Genomic DNA, 25,057 nt, shown 5'->3' with positions numbered 1-25,057 from the left:
CCAGTTGCTAAGGTTGTGGCGCGCCAACAGCGCTGGAAGCGATTTTGGCCGTTATTTGACGAGGGATACGGCTATACCAGCGCACTAACATAGCCTTGGTTAGCTGTAATCTGTTAACATTTGCTCAAAGCATAAGCAGTAGGGGTAGAGATGTTGCAGTGGTTACGTCAGTGGTTTGAATATCCGGCCGACCCTTTGCTGCTTGCCGGCAGTTATGACCCCAGCCTGGTGCTGCTGTCTTTTCTGATTGCGGTATTTTCTTCTGCTATTGCCATTCATATTACTGCCCAGGCCATCAGCGTTAAGAAAAAAAGCCTGCGCCTGCTGATGCTGGGCAGCGGCAGCGTTGCGCTGGGGGGCGGTGTCTGGTCGATGCATTTTATCGGTATGCTGGCGTTTGCTTTGTGTACTGGTGTCAGTTATCAGCCCGGTTTAACCTTTTTATCTTTGATCCCCAGTATTGCTGCCTCCTGGGTAGCGCTTGATCTGATCAGTAAAAAACAGCTGCGCAGCTTACAACTGCTGAGCGGCGGCGTACTGGTGGGAGCCGGTATTGGTACCATGCATTATATGGGCATGGCAGCTATGCAAATGTCGGTGGCGCTGCGTTACGACTTGCCGATGTTTTTGTTGTCTATTCTGGTGGCGGTAGTGCTGGCCATTATTGCGCTGTGGGTACGCTTTGGCTTGCGCCGTTTTAATCTGGCACCGCACTGGCTTACGTTGCTTAGCAGTGTGGTGATGGGGGCGGCGATCAGCGGTATGCATTATACCGGTATGGCAGCAGCCCGTTTTGTACCGCCGCCGGGCTTTACCGCGATAAATGACAGCAACGATATTTCCTGGCAGCTGTCACTGGCGGTAGCCTTTATTACGCTGATGATCACCGGCCTGGTGGTGGCGGTGAATTTGCTGTTTAAATACCGCGAGCTGAATTGGCAGGTGAACGCCAAAGAGACTCTGGCCAGAGAGAATGAAGAAAAATATCGCTCGTTAATTAGCAATATTCCCGGTGCGGCTTATCGTTGTTTGCACAATGACAACTGGGACATGCTGTTTATCAGCGATGCCGTTGAATTGTTATCGGGTTACCCGGCCAGCGATTTTATGCTGCCGTCGCCACGGCGCAGCTGGTCTGATTTAGTGCATCCGGCCGACAAAGCCACTACCACCCAGTTGGACTTGTATCAGGGCGGTTTTAAGCTGGAATACCGTATCCGCCATCAGGACGGCAGCTGGCGCTGGATTTTAGAGCACGGTGAAGCGATAAAATCAGACAGCGGCGACATTATATGGTTAGACGGCTTTTTAATGGATATCAGTACCCGCAAACAGATGGAACAAGAGCTGGTGCTGGCCAAGGATATCGCCGAGCAGGCCGCCGAAGCCCGTGCTGCTTTTTTAGCCAATATGAGCCATGAGATCCGCACACCAATGAATGCCATTATTGGTTTTAGCGATTTAATGCTGTCCGACGATTTAGCACCACAGCAACATAAACACCTGCAAACCATCCACAGTGCTGCGCGCTCTTTGCTACACCTGCTAAATGATATTCTTGACAGCGCCAAACTGGAAAAAGGCAAACTGGAGCTTGAATATACCGATTTTTCGTTACCGGCACTGCTGGATACGGTGGTGTCAACCCTGTGGCTGCAGGCCCGCAAAAAGCAACTGCAACTGACGCTGGAGCTGGATCCGGCAGCAGGCGAGTTTTACTACGGTGCGCCAGACCGGTTACGCCAGGTGCTGACTAACCTGCTGGGCAATGCGATTAAATTTACTGAGCACGGCAGTGTCAGGGTAAAAGTGCAGCTAAGCGCACCGTCAGAGCTGACATTCAGCATTAGTGATACCGGCATTGGTATTTCACCACAGCGTTTGCCGTACATTTTTGACGCTTTTACCCAGGCCGATGCCTCAATGAGCCGCCGCTTTGGTGGTACCGGGCTTGGTACCACCATCAGTAAACAGTTAGTTGAGCTGATGGGCGGCCAGATCAGTGTGCAAAGCACCGAAGGCGTGGGCAGCTGTTTTAGCTTTACTGTGCCACTGCAACCCGGTGTGGCCCTGGTGCAGCACAATACCGACCGCGCGCTGGCACTACCGGCGTTATCTGTGCTGATAACCGACGACATAGTGCAAAATCTGGAACTGCTGCAACTGATGCTGGAACGCGCCGGGCATACGGTGGTTGCCGTGGCCGATGGCGAGCAAGCTGTCGCCGCAGTGCAACAGCAGTATTTTGATGTGGTACTGATGGATATTCAGATGCCGGTAATGGATGGCTTGGAGGCTTGCCGGCGGATCCGCCAGTGGGAACAGGCGCAGCAGCGAAAGCCGCTGGCGGTTATTGCCCTAACCGCCAGTGTACTGGATGAAGATAAGGTTGCCGCCAAAGAGGCTGGTATGCAGGGTTTTGCCAGCAAACCGGTTGATTTTGCTGCGCTAACTAACGAAATAGCGCGGGTGCTGCAGCTTAATGCCGGCACAACGGCTGTTGTCGTAGCGGCAGAGCCTGCGCCACTGCAACTGCTGAATATGACAAAAGCGCTGCAATTGTGGGGCTCGGTAACCCATTACCAGCCGCAGCTTGAGCAGTTTTTGCAGCAGCAACAGCCCATGCTGACAAAAGCGGCAGAGTATCTGCAGGTGCAGCGTTTTGACGAACTGCAAAAAGTGGCGCACGCCATCAAAGGCGTTAGTGGTAACCTGGCATTAGAGCAACTGAGTAAACTGTGTGGTGAGTTAGAACAGGCTGCCCGGCAGCAACAGCATCAGCGGGCAGACAAAATCTTACAACAGATTATGCAAAACTGGCCGCAATACCAGGCGGCATGCCAGCAGTTGCAACAGCAGGCCGGTAACGGCACAGCAAAAACACTGCAGCAGTTTGACGATAGGGCACTGGCAGCGTTGCTCACATCCTTGCACCATGCTCTGCAGCGCCATGAGCTGGACGACAATGTACTAAAACAGCTGGAAATATACAGTGGTAAACACGAGACGCTGATCTTATCACTGCTGGATGCTGTAAATGATTTTGACTTTGCCCATGCTTTAGCGGTGCTGGAGCAGCTGCAACAGCATATCAATACAGGACAACACTGATGGCCGACAAGCAAACATTGTTGCTGGTAGATGATGAGCCAACCAACTTGCGGGTGCTGCGCACTATACTGCAGGACGACTATCGGCTGTTGTTTGCCAAAAGTGGTGAAGAGGCGCTGCAGTTAGTGCAACAGCAGCAACCGGATCTTATTTTGCTGGATGTGATGATGCCGGGCATGACCGGCTACGATGTGTGCGCCCGCTTAAAAGCCAGCCCGGCTACCCAGCGGCTGCCGGTTATTTTTGTTACCGCCTTAAAAGACGAGGTAGACGAAACCAAAGGCTTTGCGGTGGGTGCGGTAGATTACATTACCAAACCGGTATCACCCGCTGTGGTAAGGGCCAGGGTTAAAACCCATTTGTCGCTGGTACGCGCCGACGAGCTGAAACAAACCCGGCTGCAGGTTATTCAGCGCCTGGGCCGGGCGGCAGAATATAAAGACAATGAAACCGGTTTACATGTAATGCGTATGAGCCACTACGCCCAGGTACTGGCACTGGCTTATGGCTTATCTGCGCAACAGGCTGAAGATTTGCTGCATGCCGCGCCAATGCATGATATTGGCAAAATAGGCATTGCCGACAGTATTTTACTTAAGCCCGGTAAGCTTACTGCAGAAGAGTATCAGCAAATGCAACAACACCCGCTGATAGGCGCAGAAATTATCGGCGACTGCGATTCTGATCTGCTGCGCATGGCAAAAGTGGTGGCGCTGTATCATCACGAAAAATGGGACGGCAGTGGTTATCCGCATGGCCTGGTGGGCGAGGCTATTCCGCTTGAAGCCCGTATTGTGGCGGTATCGGATGTGTTTGACGCGCTAACCAGTGCGCGGCCATATAAAACAGCCTGGAGCATCGAAGAGACGCTGCAATATATGCGGGCACAAAAAGGCCTGCACTTTGAGCCCCGGCTGGTCGATCTGCTGGAGCAACACCTGCCTGACATTCTGGCTATCCGCCAACGCTGGGCCGAGTAGCCAGCCGCCTGCGGATTGCCTCTGCACTTCGCTGTCGTAAATCATTAATTTTACTGTAAGAAAACCATCATATAGCTGCTGTAGTGTAGCGGCGTTCCTGATGGCAGGATGCAGTGCCACGGTTTTTACCTGAGTTGCTGTGGCTCAGGAGCACTTACTAGCAAATCCGATAATAACCGTGCGCGCCAGGCCGGGTTGCTGTGATAGCGACCGGGTCGGCGATAGCTATTAGCAGTGGGTACACAGATGCAGTCCTCTTTTAAACACAACGACATCAGCAAATTACAACAAAAACCATTAAGCCGTGCAGTACAGCAAATTTTAATCAGCGCTGCGCTGGTTGCTGCTGCGCCAGTGCTGGCGCAAACTGCAGACAACAGCGCAGAACAAGCTGTTGAGGTAATTTCAGTTACCGGCAGTTACAGCCGCAGCCTGGAAAAAGCGGTAGATCTGAAAAAAACCAATATCGGTTTTTCTGATTCTATCGTCGCTACCGACGTAGCCGATTTCCCCGAGCAAAACCTGGCTGAAGCACTACAGCGGATGCCGGGCGTTACCATAGAGCGCAATAAGGGCCTGGGCAGTAAAATTAACGTGCGCAGCCTGCCAAGTGAATTTACCCATGTGTCGATAAACAACCTGGCGACAGCATCAGGCAGTGGTGGCCGCGATGTGGAATTTGATATTTTTGCCTCAGAAATTATTCAAAGCGTTACCGTGCAAAAATCACCAACGGCAGCAGATGAAGAAGGCGGTATTGCCGGTTCGGTAATGATCTCTACCGCGCGGCCGTTTGATTACAGCGAGCGCAAGCTGATCGTGTCGGCTGAAGGCGCGCACAACTCTATTTCCGAAGAAATTGACCCTAAGTTCTCTTTTTTAGCCAGCGATACCTTTGGTGACTGGGGCGCTTTGGTATCGTTTTCTAAAGCTACCCGTACCAACAGAACCGACGCCAACTCCGGTATTAACTTCAGGCCAATGGGCCGCTTTTTGGAAGCTACAGGCACGCGCTCTGATCAGGCTGCTGCCGTGCTGGAACGTGATGCCGGTATAGTGGTGAGCGACCGCAGAGATAAAAACGAAACCAGCCGGATTATTTTTCAGGATAAAGTCGGCGACCGGTTATACCTGAATGATCAGGATAAATGGGGCGCTACCGCATCGCTGCAGTACAAACCAAGCAATGATTTCAGCCTGACGCTGGATGCGATGAAAGGCGGCTACGATGTAACAGAAGATGAGTATGACGCTGCAGCTTATTCGGCGTCCAGCCGCAGCACGCTGGAAACCATTCACGACTACGACGACACCACGTTGGCGCAATACGGCATAGTGGTACTGACCGATGTGTCGTACACCGCAACACAGCACGAGTTTTTAAGCAAACAGCGTATTAACGAAACCGATTACTCGCAGTACAGCCTGGCACTGGACTGGCAAACCAACGGCTGGGATATCAACGGCCTGGTAGGTTACTCGGGGGCAAAGAAAGATCAGGATTACGCTAACCTGAAACACGTGGCCTATGCGCCGTCACGCACACGCTGGACAGCAACCGGCGGTGAAACCATTGTTAGCGCTAACCCGGCCAGTATTGATATGTACAACTCGCCGCAAAGTTACCTGTTTGAAGCGTACGAAACTGAACTGGAACGGGTTACCGACGATAAATATGCCGCCCAGCTTGATTTTAAAAAAGCGCTTGAGCTGTCGTTTATGCCAGCGCTGAGCAGTGTACAATTTGGTGTGCGTTACACCGATAAATCAAAAGAGCGTCAGTTTGGCAGTGCTAAAATTCAGGGCCCGGCGGCAGGTGATGCGTCCTGGGTAAATAGCCGTACTCTGGCTGACAGCGAACTGCAATGGGTAACTGATATAGTGCCAGGCGGTGCGTATAAAGCTAAAGATCTGAACTGGATGCAGGTAGCTAACGATTACGCCCGTAACACTTTTCGCTATGCCGGTTTTAGCACGCCGTTTACCGAGGGCAACTACTACCGCGTAGATGAAGAAGTTATCAGCCTGTATGCCATGGCAAACCTGGACTTTGATCTGGCCGGCCTGCCGGTAACCCTGAACGCCGGTGTACGGGCGGTAGATACCTCGGTATTGTCGTTTGGTTACCACCAGGTGCAAAACGAAGATGGCTCTAACGGCTACACCGATACACCAATTTCGAAAAAAGGCAGTTATAACGACCTGTTACCCAGCCTGAATATGACGGTGGAGCTGGCAGATGGCGTATTACTGCGCGCTGCAGCCTCAGAAACCCTGATGCGCCCGGCGCTGGGCGATATTGCTTATAAGCGCTCGGTTAGCTGGAGTGAATTCCGCTTTAAAGACGGCAACCCGGATCTTAAACCTACCACGGCCAAGCAGTGGGAAGCCGGTGTGGAATGGTATCTGGAAAGCGGTGGTATTCTGGCGGCGTCTTACTTCTGGAAAGAAATTGACGGGGTGGTGCGTGAAGCCCTGACCGGTGTGGTAGAAAACGTTGAAAAACGCAATGCCAACGGTACTTTAGATGGTTACTACGATTTTGATGTGTTCCAGCCGGTAAATGCTGCAGGCTCGTACAAAGTAACCGGGCTGGAGCTGATTGCCCAGCTGCCGCTGAATGTGCTGCATCCGGCACTGGAAGGTTTTGGTATTAACAGCAACTACACCATGCTGGATAACTCGTTAACCGGCGCTTCTGATTTGGACATTCCCACCCCGCCGGAAGGCCTGGCCGATAAAACCTACAACTTTACGTTGTACTATGAGAATGACCGCTTCGATACCCGTATTTCTTATAACTACAAAGACAAGTACGTAGAGTATATCCACCTGAATATGTACCCGGTATACCGTGATGCTTATGGCCAGGTAGATATCGCTATTGGCTATAACCTTACCGACAATATCAAGCTGAGCTTAAAAGGTATTAATATTACCGACGAAGAAGCTACCGGCTATACGTTAAGCCCGTTGTTCCCGGTAATGAATGAGTTCTCCGGTCGGCGGATCAGCTTAGGCATCCGCGCGGATTTCTAAGTGCAATAAGCACCCCGGCGCTGTAACTTTGCTGGTTACAGCGTTGGCGGTACACTGTTTTGATTTTGTAGTAGTAGTTGGCAAAAGTATGCAGTTTAAGTATTTTCCCGGTTTTGTTCTGGCGGCAACAGGCATCGCGCTGGGTATCAGCGCTTGCTCGGAGCAACCTGCCTCCACACAAGCTTTAACATCAGTATCAACAGCAACACCCGCTGCTGAGTTAGCTGCCGGGCAAGAGCTGCAAATCGCTTTTATGCCAGACATTCATTTTCACGATATTTACGCTAATTTCAGCGATGGCGCCTTTGCCGGTTTACCTAACAGCCAAAGCGGTAAAAATGCCACTATCCGTAGCATGGCAGCCCAGCTTAAATCTACCCGGTTATTTAATGAAAACTACTTTGCTTTGCTGGCGGCATTGGACGATGCCGCCTCCCGCGGTGTTAAACTGATAGCGCTGCCCGGTGATTTTAGCGATGACGGCCAGCCGCTGCATATCCGCGGCCTGGCAGCTATTTTGCAGCATTACAGCGACACTTACGGCATGCAGTTTTTTGCAGCCCCCGGTAACCATGATCCGGTACGGCCCTTTAGCCGCCCGGCCGGTAAAAGTGATTATTTAGGCGCTGATGGCTATGAACAACCGATCTATAGCCCCGGCAGTGCTGCGTGCGCTGGTACATTGCCAGCAGCACAGAGCCACAGCAAACTTAGCACCATTTGCAGCGAAGAGGTAAAAGAGCTGGGCTATCAAGAGATTATGGCGCAGCTGGCGCCGTTTGGTTTTTACCCTCAGCCGTGGTATATCTATTGGGAAACGCCGTACAGCGATTATACCGAACATAACTACAGCGCTAACCTTGCCAGTGAGCAGGCTACTTACAGCCAACGCCAGTATGAAATATGCCTGCAAGGCACCGGCGGGCGCTATAAGCAGCCCGGATACAGCCAGTGCAGCATGGTACCCGACAGCAGTTATCTGGTAGAGCCGGTAGAGGGGCTATGGTTGCTGGCAATAGATGCCAATGTTTATTTGCCGCAGGCCGATGGCAACGGTTATGCCGGGGCCGGTAATGCCGGTTATAACAGAATGTTTAGCCATAAAACCCAGGTAACAGACTGGATAACCCAGGTAGTGCAGCGCGCTGAGCAAGCCGGCAAAACGCTGATTGCCTTTAGCCATTACCCGATGACCGAGTTTTACAATGGCCAGTCTGCTGCTATTGCCGCGCAGTTTGGTGCCGACAGTTTTCAGCTGGCACGCCGCCCGGCCGACAATGTCAGCCAGTTGCTGGCTGATACCGGCTTAAAGCTGCATATTGGCGGCCACATGCATATTAACGACACCGGCATCAGCAAAAGCCCGGATGGTAAAGTGCTGGTTAATGTACAGGCGCCGTCGCTGGCCGCTTATGTACCGGCGTATAAGCTGGTAACAATAAAGCCGCAGCAAAAAGTTGAAGTACAAACCGTGGTACTAAATGATATCCCGCGTTATAACGAGTTATTTGAGCATTATCAGCAAGAGCATAACAGGCTGACACAGCAGGGCGCACCGTTGTGGAACAAAGCGATTTTAACGGCAAAAAACTACCGCGAATTTACCAACTGGCATCTTAGCGAATTAACCCGGCAACGCTTTTTACCGCAAGACTGGCCAGCGCCGCTGCGCGATAGCCTGCTGGTATTAAATGGCCGGCAAATGCTGGTGTTATCACAACTGCAAAACCCGCTGGTTGTAGCACCGCTATTGGCAGAGCTGCCAACCTTGCAGCAAAGCCAAAACTGGCAGCAGGCTACAGCGGTAGCCGATACATTGGCAGCAGAGGCTGGTTTTACGCTGCAGCAGTTTGCCAGCTGGAATGGTTTTGATTTAGCAGTAGATTTTTACCGGCTGCGTAATGCCGGCCAACTGGCACTGCAGGATATCAGCCCGCAGCGGCTGGCGCAGTATCAGTTGCTTACGCGCTTACTGGCGGCTAAAGCCGAAACCGCAACCGGCAGCAATAGCTTTGCCCGGCAGTTTGGCGATGTGTTTCAGCTGCTACAGGCCTTTCGCCATGGTGAAAGCGATATGCACTTTATGCTGGATTTAACCAACGGCAATATTAGCGAGCTAAGCCAGTAGCTAATTAACCCTTTATACAGTGCCGGCTATTCAACATATATTTCTTTGCCCAATGCTAATTTGTAGGCATCGCTTTTGCTGGCGCAGCTGCTATACAACTGCTCAAGGATCTGCATATCGGCGCGATTTTGCCGTTTAAGTGCTACAGCCTGTTCGGCCAGTGGCAGTAAATTTGGTGCTGGTTCTTCACCTTTAAGATAAAACAGCACTGTAGCTGCACTGGCATTAACGCCACCGGCGTCGTTTAGCACGGTAACCAGGTTTTCACTGGCATCGCCGCATACTGTGCGCAGCACCGGCCAGGGGCTTTCTATTACGTCTGCCAGCAGGGCGTCGGCAGTAAAGGTTTTACACAGTGCGGTAACTTCGGTATTGATTTGCTGTTCGGCTTTGCCTTGCTGCCAGCCCTGATACGCCAGTGCAATAAGCTTAGCGCCGGCGCTGTCCGGCAAGCGGCCAAGGCGCTCTATAGTCATATTTAGCGGATGGCCCATTTCCAGCCAGGTTTGGGCACCGTAAACTGCCGCAGGGGCATCGATGTCACATTGGTTAAATTGCGCTGATGCCAATAGCGGTGTGCACAGCAATGGCAGTAAATACAGCTTACTCAGGGCAAAGCGGGCCATAGTATCTCCTTGTCTAATTGCACTGTTACTCAATAACGCTGCGATGTAGTGTTAGCTATAACGGCTGAACTGGCAATGTTCTTCCGGCAGCTGCCGATTGCTCAGCCAGTTCAAGCAGCTGCATTACGCTGCAGGCTTGCAGTGGCGGTACCGGGTTTGGGCCCTTGCCGTTTATGGCAGCAACAATGGCTGCATAATAATGCTGATAACAGCCCACGGCTGTGCTGTACGGTGTAACGTGGTCTGCCTGATACAATAAGCCGGGTTGGGGTTCTATGCCCCAGCCAGCATCAGCAGGTGTTAAGCCTTGTTTTAGCTGATCTTCCTGTATATCCAGACCAAATTTTTGCCAGTTACCCAGTTGAGCCTGCAAGGTAAAGCGCGGCGAAGGGGCGGCGGCCAGCATAGAGGCGCCAAGGGTTACGCTAAAGTGGCTGTAATCCAGCAACACCGAGAACCAGTCGGTGGCTGTGGCATCTGGCCGTAGCGTTTTTAAGCTGGCCGTAATGCTGTGAGGCAGGCCAAATAACACCAGGCTTTGGTCCAGCAGGTGCGGGCCTAAATCGAACCATAAACCGGCGCCCGGCCCGGCCTGTTCACGCCAGCGCTCACGCACCTGCGGCCGGAAGCGGTCAAAGCGTGATTCTAAATGTGCTACCCGGCCCAGCTGAGCGCTATTTAGCAGTTGCTGCAGGCTGAGAAAATCGGCATCAAAGCGGCGGTTATGAAATACCGACAGCAGCAGTTTTTGTTCTGTCGCCAGTGCGGTTAACGCTGTGGCTTCTTTAAAGGTGAGGGCAAAGGGTTTATCTACCACTACATGCTTACCGGCGCGCAGTGCCAGTTCGGCTAAAGGTGCATGGCTGTCGTTCGGGCTGGCAATTACCACCAGATCAATATCCGCCAGTTGCACGGCGGCAGGGTAATCGGCCAGTACAGTGACATCAATCCCCAGCTGTTGTTTAACCTGTGCTGCCTGCGATGACGCGACATGCGTCAGCTTAATGCCCGGCGTTGCCCGTAGCAGCGGTGCGTGAAAAGTTTTACCGGCATAACCATAACCCACCAGCAGAGTACGCAGTTCTGAAGCCATTGGTATATTGATCTCGCGCTTATTAACAGAGGTGTTTACTTTGCGAAAATAACCGCCTTAGCGCAACTTAAAATTAGTACAACTGAAAATGCTAGGGCAACCGGAATTACACGCCTGACTTTACCGGTATATATGTTTTATATATACTTCGTATATTGCGGCCCCAGTAGCGGAGTATCACCTTGGGTATTGTTAAAATTGCAGATGAACTGCATGAAGAAATTCGTAAAGCCAGCGGCGCTATGTCACGCTCAATTAATGCGCAGGCCGAATTCTGGTTGAAAATGGGTATGCTGGCTGAACTGCACCCAACACATAATTATCAGCAGTTGGTGCAAATGCTGCTGCAGCAGGCCGAGTTTAAACTGGCCGGAGGCAGCGATGAGCGCCGTTCAGCTTAAAACTGCCGCCGAGCTGGCGTTGCAGCGTGAGGCCGGCCGCTTGCTGACTCAGGTATTTGCCATGCTGGATAAAAACATCGTAGCGGGCATGTCTACGTTGCAGATCAATGATTTGGCAGAGCGCTATATTGTTGATGAATTACAGGCGCGCCCGGCCAGCAAAGGCCAGTATGGTTTTGCTTATGTACTGAATACGTCGGTTAACGACGTCGTATGCCATGGCGTGCCTTCAGCTACGCAGGTGCTGAAAGACGGTGATATTGTTAATGTCGATATTACGCTGGAAAAACATGGCTTTATTGCCGATTCCAGCAAGATGTACGGCATTGGTGAGCTGAGCTTTCTGGCGCGCCAGTTAATAGACGACTGTTACAGCGCGCTATGGCTTGGTATTAAGGCGGTAAAACCCGGTGCCCGTTTAGGCGATATTGGCTTTGCCATTGAACAGTTTGCCCGCAGCAAAGGTTATAGCGTGGTACGCGAATATTGCGGCCACGGCATTGGCCGTGAAATGCACGAAGAGCCACAGGTACTGCATTATGGTGCTGCGGGAACCGGTATGCTGTTAAAGCCGGGCATGGTATTTACCATAGAGCCCATGCTGAACCAGGGCAGCGCCAAAGTAAAAACCAAAAAAGATGGCTGGACAGTGGTAACCCGCGACAAAAAGTTATCGGCGCAGTGGGAGCATACCGTTGCCGTAACCGAAGACGGGGTAGAGGTGTTAACGCTGCGAGCGGAAGAACAAGCCCGGTTGTGTTAATAAACATAAACAAAACAGCAAATTTGAGCATTTCTTCAAACGGGTACTAATGCTAGCCTGTAAGCACTTGCTCTGACTTAGCGGAATTTTTATGCGTTTTTCAGCTTTTGCACTGTGTTTACTTATTGCCCCGGCACTGGCTGCCAACCCGCCCTGGCCGGCACAGCCGGTATTAACACTTAAGCCGCAAATGCAGCAGTTAGTGGCTGCAGATGCAACGCTGGAGCAGCTGGCCACAGGCTTTCGCTGGGCAGAAGGGCCGGTAGCCGAGCCTGATACCGGCGATATTCTGTTCTCCGATGTACCGGAGAATAAAGTTTTCCGCTGGAGTGAAGCACGCGGTTTAACGGTATATCTGCAGCCTTCTGGCTATAGTGGCCTGTACCCGGAGAATAATCTGCAGGAAGGTGCCAACGGCCTGATCTTTAATGCCGACAATCAGCTGGTGCTGGCGCAGCATGGCGATCGGCGCCTGGCGCTGTTGCAGGATGCCTCCGGCAAATTACCGCGTTATCAGACATTGGTGAGCCATTATCAGGGCAAACTGCTAAACAGCCCGAATGATCTGGTGCAGCATAGCAGCGGTGCTTACTACTTTACTGATCCGCCTTATGGCTTAAAAGGCGGTGATGATTCAGCGCAAAAACAGCAAAGCGTAAATGGCGTATACCGGCTGGGACCAGATGGCAAGATCACGCTGTTAGCTGATAATTTAACACGACCGAATGGCCTGGCGTTTTCACCGGACGAGCAATGGCTGTATGTTGCCAATTCTGACCCTGCGGCAGCGCAGTGGTGGCGTTATGCTGTTAACGCCGATGGCAGTTTGGCGAAAGGCGAGCTGTTTTTTGATGCCACAGATGCAACTAAAACTGCCAGCGGCCTGCCCGATGGCTTAAAAGTGCTGCCATCAGGCGTATTGCTAGCCACCGGGCCGGGTGGCGTTTGGCTGTTATCGCCACAGGGTGAACACCTTGGCACAATACAAACCGGTGTAGCTGCGGCCAATGTGGCGTTAAGCCGTGACAACAGTTGGCTGTATATCACCGCCAGCCGTTATTTACTGCGGATTAAGCTGCAACCAGGCAAACTATAATTCTGCTTTGCTGCGCAGTACGCAACGACGGTTGTGGCGGCGTTAGTCTGGTGACTGATACACACAATTACGGCCATTGGATTTTGCCTGATACAGAGTTTCATCGGCGCGCTGGATTAAACTGTGCAGATCGTCAGAGGCGATATATTGTGTCACCCCTATGCTGGCGGTACAGGTTGGTATTGCAGAGTTGTCGGTGGTTTGCTGTTCCAAAGCCTGACGAATGCGGTTGGCAAGCACGCAAGCACTGCTGATATTGGTGTCGGGTAAAAGAACCAGAAACTCTTCGCCGCCAATGCGGCCGATAAAGTCGGTTTTTCTCAGCTGTTGTTTAAAAGTTTCAGCGGCACTTTTTAAGGCCCGATCGCCGGCCTGATGGCCATAACTGTCGTTTATCGCCTTAAAGTGATCCAGGTCCAGCATCATAATACTCAGCGCAGCACCCTGGCGATCAGCGCGGGCAACCTCCAGCTCAAGCAGGCGCATAATTTCGCGCCGGTTTAACAGCTCTGTCAGCTCATCCGTGGTGGCCATTTTCTCCAACTGGGCCGTACGTTTTTTTACCTCAGCTTCCAGCCGCTGGTTCGATGCGGCCAGTTCATGTTCAGCCCGCATCAGTGCCACAATTTTAGCCTCCATAGCACGTTTGCCGGGTAAGCTTATCGCCTGCGGCAGCAAGTACCAGAGTAATATCGCTGTCAGGATGGAGATAATGCCGGTCATCGACTTTATAATGCCGTGAATATAGTAATAGCCATGCCAGACATTGATAATGCCAAGAATATGGGTGGCGCCGCAGAAAAAGATAAAACCGGCAAATAGCAGAAACATCCAGTCAAAGCGCAGATCATCCCTTGCCCTTACGAGCCTTATCAAGGCTATCGGGATCAGCATATAGGCGATAAATGTCAGCGTATCGCCCCCCACATGTAGCAGCAGTAAATCGGTGCGCCATAGCAAACAATGGCCATGCGGCATAAAATCACCGTTTAGTAATTCATTGAAAAAATTCATTTTTAGTCCTGTTTGCGGTTACAGCTAAAAATCAGCTTAGTCAACATTGGGCAAAGGTGTTGTAACAACCGAAACAAAGATACAGCAAGTGAAACTGTTAGCGCTACAAGGTTGTTAGCAGACGAGATAGGGCTGTTACAACGCTACCAGCCCGCTCAGCTGCGATACGCTTAATGATTAAGCGGCGAAAAGCGGCGCAACCGCGGTTTTAGCCACTGTAAAACATCATCTACACAGCTGTACACCACCGGTATTACCAGCAGGCTGAGAAAGGTAGAGGTGATAAGACCACCAATAACGACAATTGCCATCGGGGCGCGAAAGCCCGGATCGCCGCCCATACCTAAGGCGATCGGCATCATGCCGGCGCCCATGGCAATGGTTGTCATCACTATTGGCCGCGCCCGTTTGCGGCAAGCGTCGATCACGGCATCCCAGCGGTTCAGCTGGTGTTCGCGTCTGGCAATGATGATGTAATCAATCAGCAGAATAGAGTTTTTGGTGGCGATACCCATTAACATAATTAAGCCAATCATTGCCGGTAACGACAGTGCGGCATTGGTTAAAAACAGCGCCAGAAAGGCACCCGGTACAGAAAGAACCAGCGCGGTAAGGATAGTTAGCGGCTGAATAAAATCTTTTAGTAACAACACCAGCACCATATAAATACAGATCACGCCGGTTAACATGGCCACTGCGAAACCGCTGGCGAGTTCACCCATCATTTCAGCATCGCCCAATGTAGTTTGGAACACACCGGGCGGCAGGGTTTGCAGGCTTGGCAGCGCCAGTACAGCCTGCTCAACCACACCCAGCGGCAGGTTGTTTAGCTCTACTTCAAAGTTAATATTACGCATCCGGTCAAAACGGGCAATTTCAGCCGGGCCACTGCCTATTTCCAGCCGGGCGACGTTTTCCAGTGCTACCGGACCGCGGGCACCGGGTATGGGTAAGCGTTTAAAGGTGTCAAAGTCTTCGCGGGCGATATCGTTCAGGCGCACTACTACCGGTACCTGGCGTTCACTCAGGTTAAGCTTGGGTAAGTCCTGATCATAGTCGCCGGAGGTGGCAACCCGCAGCGTATCGGCAATGGCCGAGGAGGTTACACCAAGGTCGGCTGCGCGGGCAAAATCAGGGGTAACAATCAGCTCCGGCCGTACCAGGCTGGCCGTTGAGGTAACGGCACCAATGCCTGGGATAGCGCGCAGTTCGCGCTCTACCTGCAGTGCATGTTGCTGTAAAATACGGCTATCTTCGCCGGCCAGCACCAGCATATAGTTTTCGCTTCCGCCCATACCGACTTTAACCCTGGCACCCGGCAATGTACTTAACATGTCGCGCAGTTGCTGTTCAATTTGTTGTTTATGTAAGCCAGCCCGCTGATGCCGATGGGTAAGGCTAAGTGTTAGTACCGCAGAGCGCACACTGGCTGCTGTGCTGCCTGCGTCATTAAATGCACCCGAGCTGCTACTGCCAATAGCAGTGTAAACCTGTTTTACATGCTCATTTTGCTGCAGTATCTGGCGCGCCTGTTCAGCCAGGGCGACGGTGTCCTGCAATTTAGTGCCAGGCTGCAGTGTAAGCGTAACCTGGGTTTGCTGATTGTCATCTGCCGGCATAAAGTCACCGGGCAGTACCATGGCCAGCATAATACCGCCAGCAAAAAATACTGACGCAGCAGCCAGGGTTGTACTTTTGTGCTGCAAACACCAGGTCACCAGATTAAGGTAGTGGCGGATCCAACCCGGCTCTGCTTTAACCTGCTGCTTATTTTGCAACTGGGGTGAGCGCAGCAGGTACGCGGCCATCATTGGCGTAAGCATGCGGGCCACCAGCAGGGAAAACAGCACTGCTATGGCGGCTGTCCAGCCAAACTGTACGAAGAACTTGCCTATTACGCCGCTCATAAAGGCGGTGGGTAAAAATACCGCTATCAATGTAAAGGTGGTGGCAACCACTGCCAGACCTATTTCATCGGCAGCTTCCATAGCAGCCTGGTAAGGCGTTTTGCCCATTAGCAAGTGGCGCTCGATGTTTTCAATTTGAACGATAGCATCGTCAACCAACACCCCGATCACCAAAGATAACGATAATAAAGTGACGGTATTGAGCGAAAAGCCCATCATATGGATCACCATAAAGGTGGGGATAATAGACAGAGGCAGTGCCAGCGCAGAAATAAAGGTGGCGCGCCAGTCGCGTAAGAACAGAAATACCACCAGTACCGCCAGCAAGGCACCTTCATATAGTAGCTGCATGGAACCGGCATAGTTTTCCGCTACCGGGTCAATCAGGTTAAACACTTCTGTTACGCTGATATCCGGCCGCTGAGTTTGTAGCTGCTGCAGTGCCGCCCGTACCCCTTCTGCTACTTCAATTTCGCCGTAACCGATGGCGCGAGTGATCTCAAAACCGACCACAGCTTCGCCGTTAAGAAAGGCCGCAGAACGTTGCTCGGCCACGGTGTCAGACACTGTCGCTATTTGATCCAGCCGCAACCTGCGGCCATCAGTTAAAGTAAGTTCCATAGCGGCGAACTCTGCAGCCGACTGCACGGTAGCAATGGTTCTTACCGATTGTTCCATACCGCCAAAATGGGCGCGGCCCCCGGCAGCTTCCTGCTGCACCAGCCGTAACTGGCGTGAAATATCGGCGGCAGTGGTATTGAATGCCAGCAGGGCGGCAAAATCCAGATCAATGCGTATTTCGCGGTTAACGCCACCCACCCGGCTAACAGCACCCACGCCCCGAACTGCCAGCAGAGCTTTGCTGATGTCGTTATCAACAAACCAGGATAAGGCTTCGTTATCCATCTGTGCTGAGCTCAGGCTGTAAGTCAGAATAGGTGAGCCGGACAATTCTTCCTTTTTTATTACCGGATCGCGCAAGTCTGACGGCAAATCGGCCCGGATGCGCGATACCGCATCGCGTACATCATCAACGGCTTCCTGTATCGAACGCTCCAGCCGGAACTCTACCGAAATACTGGCTTCACCATCGGTCAGGTTGCTGTATATATGTTTAACGCCCTGCACGATAGCCAGAGAGCTTTCGATTTTACGTACCACATCGGTTTCAAGTTGCGACGGAGAAGCCCCCGGCAACGCCACTGTTACGGTAACAGTGGGTAAATCAAGATCAGGTAAATCCTGAACTTTCATCGCCCGAAAACTAATAATTCCGGCAAAGGTCAGCAGAATAAATAGCAGAATAGCCGGCGTAGGGTTGCGTATGGCCCAGGTAGAGATATTTAAATTCATTTTGTACTCCGGCTACATCGCTTCGTCTGATGAAGCGGTGACAGCCGCTGGGGTTGTATTGGGTTTTACTGCTGGCCGCGTGGCGGTGGGGAGGGGGACAACCTGCACCAAATCACCATCGCCAAGAAAGGCACCGCCTGTGGCAACAACCTGATCAGCCGGGGTAATGCCGCTGGTAATTTCCACCAAATCAGCAGTGCGCCGCCCGGTGCTGACTTTGGTTTGCCTGGCGCGGCCATCCGGGCCTACACGCAGTACATAGCTAAAACCATCCCGCAGTTGCACGGCACTTTGCGGCAGTGTTAGTACCTCAGCGGCACCCAGGTCAAACTGACCGCGGGCAAAGCTACCAGCCCGGGTGGTGCTATCGACAGGCAGATCAACATAAACCAAAGCATTGCGGGTTTGGGTATCTACCACCGGCGCTATCATACGCAGCGAACCTGTGATGGTGTTACCGCCGACCGGGGTAACCTGTACCATTTGTCCCGGTTGCAGTTTTGCCAAATCCTGTGCGGACACTTCAGCCCTCCATTCCAGCCGGCTACCGCGGATCAGCCGGAATAGCTCCTGGCCTACCGGCAACACAGCGCCGACAGTGGCGGTTCTGGCAGAAATTATGCCGTTGTCAGGTGCCAGCACCTGCGTTTGTTTCAGGCGTAGTTGCTGGGTGTCCAGCTGAGCTTGTGCCGATTTAAGCCTGGCCTGTGCGGTTTTCTCTGTGGTGCGGTATTGCTGAATTTGCTGTGCAGACAGCGCGCCGCTGCTTTGCAGTTCAATAGTACGCTTTACGTTGTCGGCAGCCTCAGCCAGTACCGCTTCGGCTTCTGCCACCGCAGCCTGGCTTTGTGCCAGTTCTGCCTTAACCGTATCTGCAGCGAAAGTCGCCAGCAGCTGGCCACGCTGTACAATATCGCCAACATTCACATTCACTTGTGCCAGCCTTAAACCGTCGGTTTCATTACCGATAATGGCTTCCTGCCAGGCGCTGATACTGCCATTGGCCGATATTGTCAGCGGCAATACTATAAGTTGCGGTGTCGCCAGGTTAACTGTCAACGTTGGCTTAGCGGCCGCAATGCCGGGAGGGGGAGCCGGCGTATCAGCGGCGATGACTATTACCGTTGTAATGGCCACCACAAACACTGTGGCTATTAAAACAACCTGATGTGACCTTTTCATGTTCTGCTTCCTTATTAGATCGGGCATGGCAGCTACTTTCCGTTAAGTTGTCTTTCAGCAAACTTACTGACGCAAAAACAGCAAAAAAAAGTTTTGGTAAGTTTTAGGTAAGTCAGGCGGTGGATGATGGAGGCTGTTTTTACATACAACGCCACCTATACATCACCTGAAAGGAAGTTATCTATGCGCTTATTGATCTCCACCGTGCCTAATTCCAAAGCGGTATTGGCCCGTACTGTTACGGCTTCGTTTATGCTGCTTGGCGCAGGTTTACCTTTGGCCGTTGCCGCACAGCAGCCGGATGACGGTTCCTCTTCCTGGGGGCTGGGAGTGGCAGTAGGCAGCAGCCAAAAGGCATACACGGATATTGACCGTGACACCAAGGTGTTACCGATACTGAGCTACGAAAACCGCTATATCCGGCTGGCCGGGCCCGAGCTGGCAGTAAAGTTACCGGGTTATCAGTTTAGTGAATCAAATAAACTTAATTTCAGTGTTATCGGCAAATACGACTTTACCGACTATAAACAAAGCGATGCGCCAATTCTTAATGGTATGGAAGATCGCGACGGTGGTTTCTGGGCGGGCTTTAAAGCAGAATGGCAAAACAGCCTGGTTGATATTAGTGCCGAATATATTACTGAAGTCGCTGGCGACAGCGAAGGTAGCGCCTTTAATTTTGGTTTAGAGAGAACTTGGCATTTTAAACAACATTTTATGTTTACCCCGCGGGTGGTAGTGAGCTTACTGGATAAAAAGTATGTTGATTATTACTATGGTGTGCGCGCCAATGAAGTAACGGCTGACAGGGCTTATTATCAGGGTGAATCTGCAGTAAATATTGAGGTAGGCGCCCGTGGAGGCTATATGTTTAAACAAAAGCATTTTGTGTTTCTTGATGTTAGCGTTACCAGCCTGGCGTCAGAAATAAAAGATAGCCCTTTGGTAGATAGTTCAACAGAAAACCGGGTGATACTCGGTTATATTTACCGCTTCTGATGAACCGCATCCTGTTACTTGAAGATCACGAGCGCTTAGCCCGGCTGATAGGCGAAGGGCTGGCGCCTGCTGGTATTGCTGCCGATGTATTTAGCCGCATTGACCATGCCTGGGGGGCTTTACAGCAAGTGCCTTATCAGGCACTGGTGATAGATCGTGGCGTACCAGACGGTGATGGCTTATCGCTGTTGCGGCGTTTACGTGAGGCCGGCAATACTATTCCCTGCCTGGTACTGACTGCGCGCACGGCACTAAATGATCGGGTGGAAGGGCTCGATGCCGGCGCCGATGATTATCTGGCCAAACCCTTTGCCATGGAAGAAATGGTGGCGCGGGTGCGAGCATTATTGCGCAGGCCGGCGGAAGTACGCTCACTGGAGCCCCGATGTGGCGATTTAACCTTGCGCCCGGCTGACAGCCTTATGTGCTGCAATGGTAAAAGCGAGATACTGGCGCAGGCCGAGCTGCAAATTATGCTGTTACTGGTGCGCAGATGTAATGAAGCAGTGCGCCACAGTGCGCTTGAAGCCGCCGGTTGGGGCTTTAGTGAGGCGGTTACACCCAAAGCACTGGATGTGGTGTTGCACCGGCTACGGCGCAAACTACAGGCCATTGGTTCGCAACAGCGGATAGTAAATATAAGAGGTATAGGCTATGCGCTTCGTAACGATGCGTCACTTCAATAGTTTACGCCTGCAGGTACTGCTATCGTATCTCGCCGGGATGATTTTAAGCGTAATATTGCTGGTGTTGGCTGCGCTTTGGGTGTTGCAAGACAATACGCTTGCCAGAATGGATCTGGCTGACGCGGCGGCTGGGATTGCAGATGATATCAGGTACGACAACGATGGCACGCCGATTGGATTTGCTGCGAAGGTAGAGGATGTGACATGGTTATTTGAAAGTATCCCGCGTGAAACGGCGTACCGGATACTGGACGAAGCCGGTAACGTGGTATTGCAATCAGGTACCGGCGAGTCAGTCTGGCCAAAGAGCAAACAGGTACTCAGACTGGTGCGCGGCCGGTTCGATTTTGAGCATAATGGCCTTACCATGCATGGGGCAACTGAGCCAATCAGGCACAATGGTAAAATCTGGTATTTGCAGCTTACCGCCAGCACAAGGTTTATGGAGCTTATGCATCGCCATATTGCAATGCCGCTGGTGGGAGCCGGTGTTGCGCTGTTTAGTGTGGTGCTACTGCTTGCTTTCGGTTTGTTTGCTTACATCACTTTGCGCTATACCCTAAGGCCGCTTAAAGATATATCTCAGTCTGCGTCCACTATCTCTCCTTATTCTCTGGATGTGCGTCTGCCGGTTAAAGGCGTGCCTAACGAACTTGCCCCGCTGGTAAGCAGCTTTAATCAGGCACTTGAGCGGTTGGAACATGGTTATCGTGTACAACAGGAGTTTCTGGCCACCGCAGCGCATGAACTAAAAACCCCGTTGGCATTAATCCGCGCCCAACTTGAATTAATGCCGCAAACAGAACAACGCAACTGGTTACTGCATGACGTCAGCTATATGTCGCGTCAGGTACAGCAATTGTTATTGCTGGCAGAAGCCAGTGAACGGCAGAACTACAAGTTTATCCGGGTTAATGTGCCGGAACAGGTAGCAGAGACAGTAGCCTATTTACAACGGATGGCCGACGCTACACAGGTTAAGCTGAATTTGGAGCTGCATGCCCCCGGCACTATGTTACAGGCTGACAAGGGCGCTTTATTTACGCTGCTAAAGAACCTGCTGGAAAATGCCATACAACATGCACCTGAAGGCAGCGCTGTGTCGGTAGACGTGTTCTCTGACAATATTACCGTGCGCGACCAGGGCCCGGGTATTGCAGACGCTCATTTAGCAAAGTTGTTTGAGCGCTTCTGGCGCGGCGCACACAAGCGCGATACCGGAGCCGGGCTGGGCCTGACCATTTGCCGCGAAATTGCCCGCGCTCATGGCTGGGCAATATCAGCACATAAAATGCAGCCGGGGTTGATGTTCCGGTTGCAACTGCATACCGACAACGGTGTGAATATTGAGAACAGTGGTAGCTTTACCGCTATATAGCCGGCGCTTGCTATCAGAATTATTCGGGTCAGAATACAAGCGTGTTGCTAATGTTACTCTGACCCGGCCTGGCTGGTTAGAATTGGTTTAATAAACGGGTTAACGTTGCCAGTTGCTGTTCGTTTGCTGCAGTTAAAGGCTTACGGGGCTGGCCGACGTCAAAACCTTTTAATGCCAAACCAGCTTTGACTGTTTTAGGCAGACCACCTGATACAATAAAGTTTAACAATGGCAACTGGCGGTAAAAGTTATCTTTAGCCGCCTGCAGATCGCCTGCCTGAACCTGATTAAACAACTCTTTTGGTAAGCTACCCAGTAAATTAGGTGCTGCGGTACACCAACCACTGGCGCCGGCACATAAAGCTTCTAAAGCCAGTGGATTACTACCATTGTAAAAAGGCAGTTCACCGGATGAAAGCTGATAGATTTTGTGCATCCGCTGAATATCACCCGTGCTTTCTTTCACCATAGTAATTTGAGGTATGCCTCTGAACATTTTTACAATTAGCTCAGGTGACATATCCACGCCACTGGTCGCCGGATTGTTATAGACCATTACCGGTAAAGAGACTTCAGCGGTGATAGCCTGGTAGTAGCCAAAAATCTCATCATCTGTCAGTTTCCAGTAGGAAACCGGGATCACCATAATGGCATCGGCACCAATTTCTGCAGCAAAACGGGCTTTGTTAATCGCCTGCTCTGTCGTCAGTTCAGAAATACCTATGATCACAGGAATACGTTTGGCGACAACCTGCACCGAGTGCTGCGCTACTTGCTGCCATTCGGCAAAACTCAGATATGCACTCTCACCTGTGCTGCCTAACGGTGCTATGGCATCGCAACCGTTTTGCAGCAACAACTCGATACTTTGCGCCAGTTTCTGTAAATCCGGTTGGCTGCCGTCTGCCGTAAAAGGGGTGATTGGATAAGCAATAATGCCGGTTAATTTCATCTTAAACTCCTCAGATAGATTCAGGGTGGGACTTCAGTGCTTTTCTGGCGTAATAGGCAAAATTGACTTTGCTGCGACGTTCCGTCGATAGCCAGTCATGGGCTTCCTGAGCCAAAGCGGCAGGCAGCGGTTGCACCTGACCAGCGGCCATGGCCAGCAGTTGTAAACGGGCGGCGCGTTCAATCATCAGCGCAAGGTTGCAAGCTTCTTCAATGGTTTTGCCTACGACCAACTGACCGTGATGGGCGAGCAAAATGGCTCTGTTGTTGCCCAGCGCATTGGAAATAATGACGCCTTCTTCATTCCCCACAGGAACGCCTGGCCACTCACCTAAAAAGGCACAGTCATTAAATAAACTGCAGGTATCCATTTGGGCCACCAGCAGCGGAACTCTGAGCATAGAAAGTGCCGCTACATGAGTGGGGTGAGTGTGAATAATGCAATTGACTTCAGGGTGTTGCTGGTAAATCCAGGTATGAAATCTGTTGGCAGGATTTGGCATCGCCTGTTGGTCGACAGGCTCCAGATCCTGATTGACTTCTATCAGGTTATCCGCGGTGATTTCATCAAAACCCAAGCCAAATCGCTGGGTGATAAAGGTATTGCCCGCTGCAGTGCGGGCAGTGATCTGACCCGCCAAACCTGCATCATGGCCGTGGTCATACAAAATTCTGCAGGTTAAAGCGAGTTTTTGCCTGTCGTTAAACTGGCCTTGATTCAGTAACGCATCCATTTGCTGTTGCGCAATGGACATTAACTGTTGTTTATCTAGATGTGCTGTTTTCATCATGGTCTGCCTCCGGATCTGGACGTTGATTCACTGCCGCCAAGATTAAAATGATTCTGGACCGGTAAGAACATCCAGTTTTATAATCAGTGATGGTCCAGTTCGGTGGCCAGATTACCGCTGAGAGTGGAGGGTAAAGATGTTACGTCCGTGGCAAACGCAGTTATCGCTGGAGCACAGTACGGGTGACACTATTCACTCGAGGCTGGTAAATAAGCTGATTGCAGACATCTTAACCGGCAGGCTGGAAGCCGGAGCTCTGTTGCCGGGTTCCCGCTCTTTAGCCACGGTGTTGGGGCTGAATCGTAAAACGGTGCAAATAGCCTATGACGAACTGATTGCACAGGGATGGCTGGTTACCCAGGCAAAACGCGGAACGTTCGTATCAGACCGGCTACCCGAGCAACGTATGTCTGAGCAATACCAGCACTTACTTGCAGGTGCAGCCAGAACCGACAGCGAACAGGCAGAAGTGGCGCCCGTTGCGGGCAAACAGAGCCAATCCGGCAATGACGGGATCCCGGATGCACGTCTTATTCCCTACGAACTGATGGCGCGGGCTTACCGCCGGGCATTAATTGCCGCCAGCCGCAAGCAGTACCTTGGTTATGGCGATCCGCAGGGAACTATCGAATTGCGTCAGGCTTTACAACGTATGCTGAGGCAGGAACGCTATCTGCATCTGAGCTGCGCGCAGATTTGCATTGTGCGGGGCAGCCAGATGGCGATTTATCTGGCCTCCCGCGTGCTTAGGCCGTCTGATGGTGTGATGGTGTTTGAAGAGTTGACTTATGCGCCCGCTCTGGCCGCTTTTGCGGAGGCAGGATTTACCATACTGCGCTGCAAAACGGATCAGCAGGGGCTGGATATCACGCATTTACAACAATTGATCGCAGGCCGGAAAGTAGCGGCTATTTACACGACTCCTCATCATCATTATCCAACCACTGTTACTCTGGTGATGGAGCGGCGTTTGCTGTTGCTGCAACTGTCGGCCCAACATGATTTTTATATAGTGGAAGACGATTATGATCACGAGTTTCATTTTGACAGCAGGCCTATACCGCCGCTTGCCAGCCTGCCAGGTGCAGAACGGGTGCTGCATATAGGCTCTTTATCCAAGGTCTTTGCTCCAGGCCTGCGGGTCGGTTATCTGGTGGCCAGCGCGGCCTTTATCAAAAAAGCAGTACAACAAATTTTAATGATCGACCGCCAGGGCAATACATTAACTGAGCTGGCTTTAGCTGAATTACTCGAGTCGGGGGAAGTGAAACGTCATATCCGCAAATGCAAAAAACTCTACAAAACCCGTCGGGATCACTGTGTAAATGAGCTCAAACGGTTGTTTGCTGACACAGTGCGTTTTCATATTCCTGCAGGAGGGCTGGCATTCTGGCTGCAGTTTGGTCCCCGGCAGCAGTTTAATCTGGCAGAGTTAGCAACAGAGGCGTACTTTTTTGTAGATAAGCAGAGTTGCGCTGTGCGGTTTGGTTTTGGGGCCTTCACAGAGCAGGAAACCACAGCGGCGCTTACCCGGCTGCGGTCCCTTATGAGTTGATCCC

At 51.7% G+C, this 25,057-nt stretch carries 18 protein-coding genes; 11 read left to right on the top strand and 7 right to left on the bottom strand.

The features are described from left to right. Window positions 1-150 precede the first annotated feature (150 nt). From BLW68_RS17000 to BLW68_RS16985, 4 genes are all read left to right on the top strand, one after another. A complete protein-coding gene (locus tag BLW68_RS17000; RefSeq protein ID WP_177172276.1) occupies window positions 151-3,111 on the top strand; it encodes an MHYT domain-containing protein in 2,961 nt (986 codons plus the stop codon). Then, entirely contained in the window at window positions 3,111-4,091 is a 981-nt protein-coding gene (locus tag BLW68_RS16995) for a response regulator (protein WP_177172275.1), read from the top strand. The genes BLW68_RS17000 and BLW68_RS16995 overlap by 1 nt, the downstream gene beginning before the upstream one ends. A 246-nt stretch (window positions 4,092-4,337) precedes the next feature. After that, window positions 4,338-7,130, top strand: coding sequence for a TonB-dependent receptor (locus BLW68_RS16990; protein WP_092795906.1), 2,793 nt, complete (start codon window positions 4,338-4,340; stop codon window positions 7,128-7,130). A gap of 88 nt (window positions 7,131-7,218) precedes the next feature. Continuing rightward, complete coding sequence (locus tag BLW68_RS16985; RefSeq protein ID WP_092795983.1) at window positions 7,219-9,258, top strand: metallophosphoesterase family protein; 2,040 nt, start codon at window positions 7,219-7,221, stop codon at window positions 9,256-9,258. Between the two features lie 26 nt (window positions 9,259-9,284). On the opposite strand, the gene BLW68_RS16980 is transcribed toward BLW68_RS16985, so the two are convergent. After that, the gene (locus tag BLW68_RS16980; protein WP_092795904.1) at window positions 9,285-9,884 is read right to left on the bottom strand and encodes a hypothetical protein; all 600 of its coding nucleotides are present in this window, start codon (window positions 9,882-9,884) and stop codon (window positions 9,285-9,287) included. Window positions 9,885-9,939: 55 nt separating this feature from the next. Next, on the bottom strand, window positions 9,940-10,977 hold the full coding sequence (locus tag BLW68_RS16975; RefSeq protein ID WP_092795902.1) for an oxidoreductase: 1,038 nt from the start codon (window positions 10,975-10,977) through the stop codon (window positions 9,940-9,942). A 182-nt stretch (window positions 10,978-11,159) separates the two neighbouring features. Here BLW68_RS16975 and BLW68_RS16970 point away from each other — a divergent pair, with 182 nt between their 5' ends. From BLW68_RS16970 to BLW68_RS16960, 3 genes are all read left to right on the top strand, one after another. After that, the gene (locus tag BLW68_RS16970) at window positions 11,160-11,378 is read left to right on the top strand and encodes a ParD-like family protein (protein ID WP_068233510.1); all 219 of its coding nucleotides are present in this window, start codon (window positions 11,160-11,162) and stop codon (window positions 11,376-11,378) included. Further along, window positions 11,359-12,141 (top strand): type I methionyl aminopeptidase, encoded by a 783-nt coding sequence (map, locus tag BLW68_RS16965; RefSeq protein WP_092795900.1) that lies wholly within the window; start codon window positions 11,359-11,361, stop codon window positions 12,139-12,141. Before BLW68_RS16970 ends, map begins: the two co-directional genes overlap by 20 nt. 91 nt (window positions 12,142-12,232) lie before the next feature. Further along, the gene (locus BLW68_RS16960) at window positions 12,233-13,237 is read left to right on the top strand and encodes an SMP-30/gluconolactonase/LRE family protein (RefSeq protein ID WP_092795898.1); all 1,005 of its coding nucleotides are present in this window, start codon (window positions 12,233-12,235) and stop codon (window positions 13,235-13,237) included. 42 nt (window positions 13,238-13,279) lie between these two features. On the opposite strand, the gene BLW68_RS16955 is transcribed toward BLW68_RS16960, so the two are convergent. The 3 genes from BLW68_RS16955 to BLW68_RS16945 all read right to left on the bottom strand — a co-directional run bounded on the left by BLW68_RS16955 (window position 13,280) and on the right by BLW68_RS16945 (window position 18,693). Then, on the bottom strand, window positions 13,280-14,251 hold the full coding sequence (locus BLW68_RS16955; RefSeq protein WP_092795896.1) for a GGDEF domain-containing protein: 972 nt from the start codon (window positions 14,249-14,251) through the stop codon (window positions 13,280-13,282). Window positions 14,252-14,421: 170 nt separating this feature from the next. Continuing rightward, window positions 14,422-17,511, bottom strand: a complete 3,090-nt coding sequence (locus tag BLW68_RS16950) for an efflux RND transporter permease subunit (protein WP_092795894.1) — start codon at window positions 17,509-17,511, stop codon at window positions 14,422-14,424. Between the two features lie 12 nt (window positions 17,512-17,523). Further along, a complete protein-coding gene (locus tag BLW68_RS16945) occupies window positions 17,524-18,693 on the bottom strand; it encodes an efflux RND transporter periplasmic adaptor subunit (protein WP_092795892.1) in 1,170 nt (389 codons plus the stop codon). A gap of 183 nt (window positions 18,694-18,876) precedes the next feature. Between BLW68_RS16945 and BLW68_RS16940 the strand changes: the two genes are divergently transcribed. The 3 genes from BLW68_RS16940 to BLW68_RS16930 are packed head-to-tail and all read left to right on the top strand — an operon-like array spanning window position 18,877 to window position 21,756. Further along, window positions 18,877-19,692 (top strand): MipA/OmpV family protein, encoded by an 816-nt coding sequence (locus tag BLW68_RS16940; RefSeq protein ID WP_092795889.1) that lies wholly within the window; start codon window positions 18,877-18,879, stop codon window positions 19,690-19,692. Continuing rightward, complete coding sequence (locus tag BLW68_RS16935) at window positions 19,692-20,378, top strand: response regulator transcription factor (protein WP_092795887.1); 687 nt, start codon at window positions 19,692-19,694, stop codon at window positions 20,376-20,378. The genes BLW68_RS16940 and BLW68_RS16935 overlap by 1 nt, the downstream gene beginning before the upstream one ends. Then, a complete protein-coding gene (locus BLW68_RS16930) occupies window positions 20,347-21,756 on the top strand; it encodes a sensor histidine kinase (RefSeq protein ID WP_092795884.1) in 1,410 nt (469 codons plus the stop codon). The genes BLW68_RS16935 and BLW68_RS16930 overlap by 32 nt, the downstream gene beginning before the upstream one ends. 76 nt (window positions 21,757-21,832) lie before the next feature. Here BLW68_RS16930 and BLW68_RS16925 read toward each other — a convergent pair whose 3' ends face one another. Together BLW68_RS16925 and BLW68_RS16920 are read right to left on the bottom strand one after the other, a co-directional pair. Next, on the bottom strand, window positions 21,833-22,708 hold the full coding sequence (locus tag BLW68_RS16925) for a dihydrodipicolinate synthase family protein (protein ID WP_092795882.1): 876 nt from the start codon (window positions 22,706-22,708) through the stop codon (window positions 21,833-21,835). A gap of 10 nt (window positions 22,709-22,718) precedes the next feature. Continuing rightward, window positions 22,719-23,498 (bottom strand): aldolase, encoded by a 780-nt coding sequence (locus BLW68_RS16920; protein WP_245728384.1) that lies wholly within the window; start codon window positions 23,496-23,498, stop codon window positions 22,719-22,721. Between the two features lie 136 nt (window positions 23,499-23,634). On the opposite strand from BLW68_RS16920, the gene BLW68_RS16915 reads away from it, so the two are divergent. Beyond that, on the top strand, window positions 23,635-25,053 hold the full coding sequence (locus BLW68_RS16915) for an aminotransferase-like domain-containing protein (protein ID WP_092795880.1): 1,419 nt from the start codon (window positions 23,635-23,637) through the stop codon (window positions 25,051-25,053). Window positions 25,054-25,057 lie beyond the last annotated feature (4 nt).

It is taken from the genome of Rheinheimera pacifica, from assembly GCF_900108485.1.
Taxonomy (GTDB): Bacteria; Pseudomonadota; Gammaproteobacteria; order Enterobacterales; family Alteromonadaceae; genus Alishewanella; species Alishewanella pacifica.
The sequence above is the reverse complement of the archived record's forward strand: the minus strand, read 5'-3'. Positions and strand labels throughout refer to the sequence as shown.